At 67.6% G+C, this 4,884-nt stretch carries 9 protein-coding genes; 5 read left to right on the forward strand and 4 right to left on the reverse strand.

Translation table 11 applies throughout. The features are described 5' to 3' along the window. Nucleotides 1–202: 202 nt before the first annotated feature. From ACTS1X_RS09405 to mscL, 3 genes are all read right to left on the reverse strand, one after another. Nucleotides 203–475, reverse strand: a complete 273-nt coding sequence (locus tag ACTS1X_RS09405) for a hypothetical protein (RefSeq protein ID WP_442614131.1) — start codon at nt 473–475, stop codon at nt 203–205. A 169-nt stretch (nt 476–644) separates the two neighbouring features. After that, nucleotides 645–914, reverse strand: coding sequence for a hypothetical protein (locus ACTS1X_RS09410; RefSeq protein ID WP_442614132.1), 270 nt, complete (start codon nt 912–914; stop codon nt 645–647). A 117-nt stretch (nt 915–1,031) separates the two neighbouring features. Then, complete coding sequence (mscL, locus tag ACTS1X_RS09415; protein WP_442614133.1) at nt 1,032–1,463, reverse strand: large conductance mechanosensitive channel protein MscL; 432 nt, start codon at nt 1,461–1,463, stop codon at nt 1,032–1,034. A gap of 143 nt (nt 1,464–1,606) precedes the next feature. Between mscL and ACTS1X_RS09420 the strand changes: the two genes are divergently transcribed. The 5 genes from ACTS1X_RS09420 (at nt 1,607) to ACTS1X_RS09440 (ending at nt 4,418) form a co-directional block, all read left to right on the forward strand. Beyond that, the gene (locus ACTS1X_RS09420; protein ID WP_442614134.1) at nt 1,607–2,122 is read left to right on the forward strand and encodes a TPM domain-containing protein; all 516 of its coding nucleotides are present in this window, start codon (nt 1,607–1,609) and stop codon (nt 2,120–2,122) included. A 13-nt stretch (nt 2,123–2,135) separates the two neighbouring features. Further along, complete coding sequence (locus ACTS1X_RS09425; protein ID WP_442614135.1) at nt 2,136–2,672, forward strand: TPM domain-containing protein; 537 nt, start codon at nt 2,136–2,138, stop codon at nt 2,670–2,672. Nucleotides 2,673–2,686: 14 nt separating this feature from the next. Further along, a complete protein-coding gene (locus tag ACTS1X_RS09430) occupies nt 2,687–3,232 on the forward strand; it encodes an NUDIX hydrolase (RefSeq protein ID WP_442614136.1) in 546 nt (181 codons plus the stop codon). After that, nucleotides 3,172–3,945 carry an alpha/beta fold hydrolase gene (locus ACTS1X_RS09435; RefSeq protein WP_442614137.1) on the forward strand — a complete coding sequence of 258 codons (774 nt, stop codon included), beginning with the start codon at nt 3,172–3,174 and terminating at the stop codon, nt 3,943–3,945. Before ACTS1X_RS09430 ends, ACTS1X_RS09435 begins: the two co-directional genes overlap by 61 nt. A gap of 176 nt (nt 3,946–4,121) precedes the next feature. Beyond that, the gene (locus tag ACTS1X_RS09440; RefSeq protein WP_442614138.1) at nt 4,122–4,418 is read left to right on the forward strand and encodes a hypothetical protein; all 297 of its coding nucleotides are present in this window, start codon (nt 4,122–4,124) and stop codon (nt 4,416–4,418) included. Between the two features lie 11 nt (nt 4,419–4,429). Here the strand turns inward: ACTS1X_RS09440 and ACTS1X_RS09445 are convergent, their stop codons facing one another. Further along, nucleotides 4,430–4,708, reverse strand: coding sequence for an ETC complex I subunit (locus ACTS1X_RS09445; protein WP_442614139.1), 279 nt, complete (start codon nt 4,706–4,708; stop codon nt 4,430–4,432). Nucleotides 4,709–4,884 lie beyond the last annotated feature (176 nt).

Here is a 4,884-nt window from a genome sequence, read left to right on the forward strand (position 1 = left end):
TCCCATTGAGTGTACCCTGTTGGGAGGCCGGGAGGGGGAGCGGGCCGGTGCCGCGACGTTACGTCAGCAACGTTCTGACAAACAGAATCCCGGACATACGAAAACGGCGCTGCGGGGAGTGACCCGCAACGCCGTCAATGCCATGGGAGGCATTCTCGTATCCTCCGGCCCGTATCCGGTCGCCCGGACCGGGCCGAAAGGCTTACTGGGTGTCGCCGATGCCGGTTTCGCTCGGCGCGATCTCGCCGTCATCGTCCATCGCGTTGGCGGCTTCCTCGCCCTGCTCTTCGACCATGTCGGCCTGCATTTCGAGCTGCTCTTCGGCGGCTTCGGTCGTGGCGTCGTCGGCCATTTCGTCGATCGCTTCGGCTTCGGCTTCGGCCTGATCCTCGACGGCGTCCGCTTCGGGGCTCTGGCAGGCGCCGAGCGCGAGGGCGGCGGAGGCGGCAACGGTGGTGAAAATCATCTTCTTCATGGTAATCTATTCCCTGTATTATGTTTTCAGAGCGTCTGACGGCGCTTTAACTTGGCCGCAGTCCACCCATCCAATGAACGGAGCCGGACAAAAGTTCCAGCAAAATTTGCGGCATGCGGACGGACCGGCGTTCGCCGTCCGTCCTTCCGCCCGGCTTCCGGTGTCCGGCCTATTCCGCCGGCGGGGCTTCTTCGTCCCCGGTTTCGATCGGACTCGCGCCCGACATCTCGGCGAGCGCCGCCGTATTGTCCCGGTCTTCGGCGACCTGCGACGCCTCGCCGGCGTGCAGCGCCGGGTCGGCGCTTTCGGCCGCCGCCGATTCGGCAGCTTCCGGCGTTTCGGCCGCCGCTTCCTCGGAAGCTCCGGCCTGCGGCGCCTGGCAACCGCCCAGCGCCAATACCGCGCCGGCGGCCGCCGCGGCAACAATCACTTTATTCATGTACATAGTCTCCAGGCGGCACTGAGGGGGCCGCGATGCCCGGCGCCATTATACCCGCTATCCGGACGAACCGTATGCGAATTTTCGCATCATTTGCGACGAACCGTTCGTCGCGCGTCAGCGGTTCTTCAGCGCGTCCCGGATCTCGGCGAGCAGCTCGACCTCGCTCGGCCCCGGATCGGCCGTTTCTTCCGCTTCCTTCTTCGCCATCAGCCGGTTCGCCTGGCGCACCATCAGGAAGATGACGAAGGCGAGGATCAGGAAGTTGATCAGCACGGTGACGAACTGGCCGAGGCCGATCATCGCGACGCCGGCTTCCTTGAGTTCGGCATAGTTGGCCAGCGAGCCTTCATAGCCCTGGGGCACGTCGCCCAGCCGGACGAACCAGCTCGAAAAATCCGCGCCGCCGAAGATCCAGCCGACGACCGGCATGATGATATCCTCGGTCAGCGAGGTCGTGATCGTCGCGAACGCGCCGCCGATGATCACCGCGACCGCCAGATCGATCACGTTGCCGCGCGCGATGAAATCCCTGAATTCTCCGAACATGTGCGCTCCTCCGCCCTCGATTGCCCGGCCCTGTCGCCCCGGCCGCTCCATGAGACAGCATCGCCGGGCCGCCAAGGCAAGCCTGTTTCGCGGGCGTTCCAAATATGCGATGGCCCGGACTTTGCCGCAGAGGAAGTGTTTCGATGACAATGCCCACCATGATCCCGGCCGGGGCGATCGCCCTCGCCCTGGCGCTGACCGCGTGCAGCGGCGAAGCCGCGACCCAGACCGAGGACGGCGAAGAGGCCGCCGAGGCGACCGGAGAGAGCGGGGAGGGCGCAGCCGCCGCCCATGACGCCTCGGGCTATGCCGAGGACGAGACCGGCGGCCTTGTCGACCCTGCGCTCTTCGCCGCGCTCAACGAGAAGCTCGCCGCCTTTCACGCGGACAGCGGGCGGGACGTGCATGTCATCCTGGCGATGACGACCGACGGCGCCGATATCGAAACGGTCGCCGAGGAACGGCGCGCCGAACGCGACGCCGACGCGCTGATCTACGTCGCCGGAGCGGACCAGGCGTTGGCTGTCGTCGGCGAAGGGTTGGACGAGGCCTTTACCGGCGACACGGAGGTCGCGATGATCGCGCATTTCGAGGAAAACGAGCTGGCCGAGGGATTGAACGCCGGGGCCGATGCGCTGATCGCGCGGCTCGGCGACTAGGGGGGCGAGCACAATGCGATATCAGGGACCGATCGCGGTTGCGGGCATGGCGCTCGCCCTTGCCGCCTGCAGCGGCGACGCCGATGCCGAGGCGGCCGAAGCGGCCGAAGTCGCGACGATGGACGCGGCGGCGGAAACGCGCGAGGAATCGATCGACTATGTGAAGGATATCGGACTGCTCGATGACGGGATGGACGCCGAGCTGAGCGAACGGCTCGCCGCCTTTCACGAAGAAACCGGCCATGAGGTCCATATCGCGGTGATCCTGACCACCGACGACACGGATATCGAGGAAAAGGCCGCCGAGATGATCGCCGAACGCGGCATCGGCGCGGGCGGCGCGCTCATCCTGATCGCCGCGGCCGACGAGGCGATCGCCATCGTCCCGGCGCCGGGCGCGGACGACGTCCTGACCCGCGAGTTCACCGACGCGACCGAATCGGAAATGGCCGCGCATTTCGATGCCGGCGAGGTGTCCGACGGCTTCAACGGCGCCGTCGATGCGCTGACCGCCCGGTTCGGCGGCACCGAACGCATCGCCGCGCGCTAGGCCGCAACCGCATCGTGAGCGATCCCGTCACCACCCACTGGGCCGGCAACTATCTCGCCATCCTCCAGGAGGGCCGCTGGGAATATGTGAGCCGGGTGCGCGGCATCGGCGCAGCGGTGCTGCTGGCGCTCGACGCGGCGGCGGACGGGGAGGCCGACGGCGATCACGTCATCCTGGTCGAACAATATCGGGTGCCGCTCAAGGCCGACTGCATCGAATTTCCGGCCGGGCTCGTCGGCGACGAGACGGCCGGCGAGGGCGCGGTCGAGGCGGCGCGCCGCGAGCTGGAAGAGGAAACCGGCTATCGTGCCGGGCGGATCGAGAATTTGGGGCGCTTCTGCTCCTCGCCCGGGATGACGAGCGAAACCTTCACCCTGCTCAAGGCGACCGCGCTCGAGAAAGTGGGCGATGGCGGCGGCACCGACCATGAGAATATCACCGTCCATCGGGTGGCGCTCGATGGCGTGGCGGATTTCGTCGAGGCGAAGCGCGCCGAAGGATGCGTGATCGATGTGCGGATATTGGCGCTGCTCGGCGCGACCTGGTTGGCCGGGCGCTGACGGGTATCCGCTCGCAGCCGCATGACCGATATCGTCCTCGTCCACAGCCGCTGGTCGGCCCGTCCTCGCTGGCGCCGACCGGGGCCGCGCTCGAACGGCGGGGGATCCGCTGCCATTTGCCCGCCGCCTACCGGCCGGGCGAAGCCGTTCCGGCCTGGCGCGACTGGCCCGCCCGGCTCGCCGCCGCGCTCCCCGCGATGGACGGGCCCGTGATTGCCGGACACAGTATGGGCGGCCTGCTCGCCGCGCGGCTGGCGGCCGATCTCGGCGCGGCCGGCCTGATATGCCTCGACGCCGCCATGCCGCCCGAAAGCGGTATCGTGCTGCCGGTCGAGCCCGCGTTTCGCGCCTTTCTCGATACGCTGCCGGCGAGCGACGGTACATTGCCGCGATGGAGCGACTGGTGGACGGTCGATATCTTCGAAGGCGCGCCGCTCTCCGACAGCGAAAAGGCGGCCTTTATCGACGATATTCCGGCGCTGCGCCTCGACTGGTTCGACGACGATTGGGCGATGCCGGACTGGTCCGCGGCGAAACGGGCCTATCTCAGGACATCGCTTGCCTTTGTCGACGAGGCGCGGCGGGCCGAAGCGATGGGCTGGCCGGTCGTCCGCCTCAAGGGCACCCATCTGCATCCGCTGGCCGAGCCCGAAGAAACCGCGGACGCGATCCTCCGATGCTGCGCGGCGATGGGACGGGGAAAACGGCGCTAGCCTCGCGCAAATTGCCGGGTCCGGCCTGACGCTTCAGCGTGCGCCCGGATCCCGCACGGTTCCGCTCGACGCGCCCTGGCGCTGGGGAAGCGCCGGTCGGCACACCCGCCATGGGCCCGGCGCGAGATGGCATTCGCGCGCAAAATCTGTTATGTCCCAAGCCATTGGAGAGGGATATGAAAATTCATCTGCTGACAGGGCTGGCGCTGTGCGGGGCGGCAATGGCGCCGCAGCCGGCCATGGCGCAGGAGACCGACGTCGCGAGCAGCGGCGAGGTCCGGGCGCGCGGGACGAACCGGGCGCTCGACCCCGATCTTGTCCGCTGCCAGCGCCGGCCGGTGCCGGGTTCGCTGCGCCGCGAAGTCCGCATCTGCCTGACCAACCGGCAATGGGACCAGGTGTTCCGGGCGGGCAATGACGATGTCCAGGATCTGATGCGCCGGTCCCGGCTTTACGCCGCCCCCGGCACCTGATCGGCGGTCACCTAGCGGAAATTGTCCGCATAGGCCTGGAGCCTGAGCTTGCGCTCGGGCCCCGGCACGACGCGATAGGCGATGCCCTGCCTGTCGGCATAGGCTTTCGCGGCGGCGAGCGTCGGAAAGGTCAGCCGGACCTGGCGGCTGGTGTCGGACGAGCCGGCCCAGCCCATCAGCGGATCGGCGCGCTGCGCCTCGCGCGGCTCGAATTCCAGCGTCCACAGGCCGACCCGGTGACGGCCCGACTGCATGGCATTCTTCATTCGTTGGTAGATACGCGCGGCCATCGGCTGATCCTCTGAATTGGCTGGCGCGGAAATGCCGCAAAGCGGGAGGCGCGGTCAACGAGATTCTGAATATGCTGTCTTATCGTCGGACTCGACCTGGCGGTCGAGCGCGGCAGTTTGTTTGTCAGAAACTTCCTGTCGGAAGTTCGCCGCACCGGCCCACTCCCCCTCCCGGC

The sequence above is a fragment of the Parasphingopyxis sp. genome (genome assembly GCF_052168275.1).
Lineage (GTDB): Bacteria > Pseudomonadota > Alphaproteobacteria > Sphingomonadales > Sphingomonadaceae > Parasphingopyxis.

Bases quoted from the DNA above. Each gene is read 5' to 3' on its own strand.
- ACTS1X_RS09405 (WP_442614131.1), bottom strand. From the start codon at position 475: ATGAAGAAGATGATTTTCACCACCGTTGCCGCCTCCGCCGCCCTCGCG.
- ACTS1X_RS09410 (WP_442614132.1), bottom strand. From the start codon at position 914: ATGAATAAAGTGATTGTTGCCGCGGCGGCCGCCGGCGCGGTATTGGCG.
- mscL (WP_442614133.1), bottom strand. From the start codon at position 1,463: ATGTTCGGAGAATTCAGGGATTTCATCGCGCGCGGCAACGTGATCGAT.
- ACTS1X_RS09420 (WP_442614134.1), top strand. From the start codon at position 1,607: ATGACAATGCCCACCATGATCCCGGCCGGGGCGATCGCCCTCGCCCTG.
- ACTS1X_RS09425 (WP_442614135.1), top strand. From the start codon at position 2,136: ATGCGATATCAGGGACCGATCGCGGTTGCGGGCATGGCGCTCGCCCTT.
- ACTS1X_RS09435 (WP_442614137.1), top strand. From the start codon at position 3,172: ATGCGTGATCGATGTGCGGATATTGGCGCTGCTCGGCGCGACCTGGTT.
- ACTS1X_RS09440 (WP_442614138.1), top strand. From the start codon at position 4,122: ATGAAAATTCATCTGCTGACAGGGCTGGCGCTGTGCGGGGCGGCAATG.
- ACTS1X_RS09445 (WP_442614139.1), bottom strand. From the start codon at position 4,708: ATGGCCGCGCGTATCTACCAACGAATGAAGAATGCCATGCAGTCGGGC.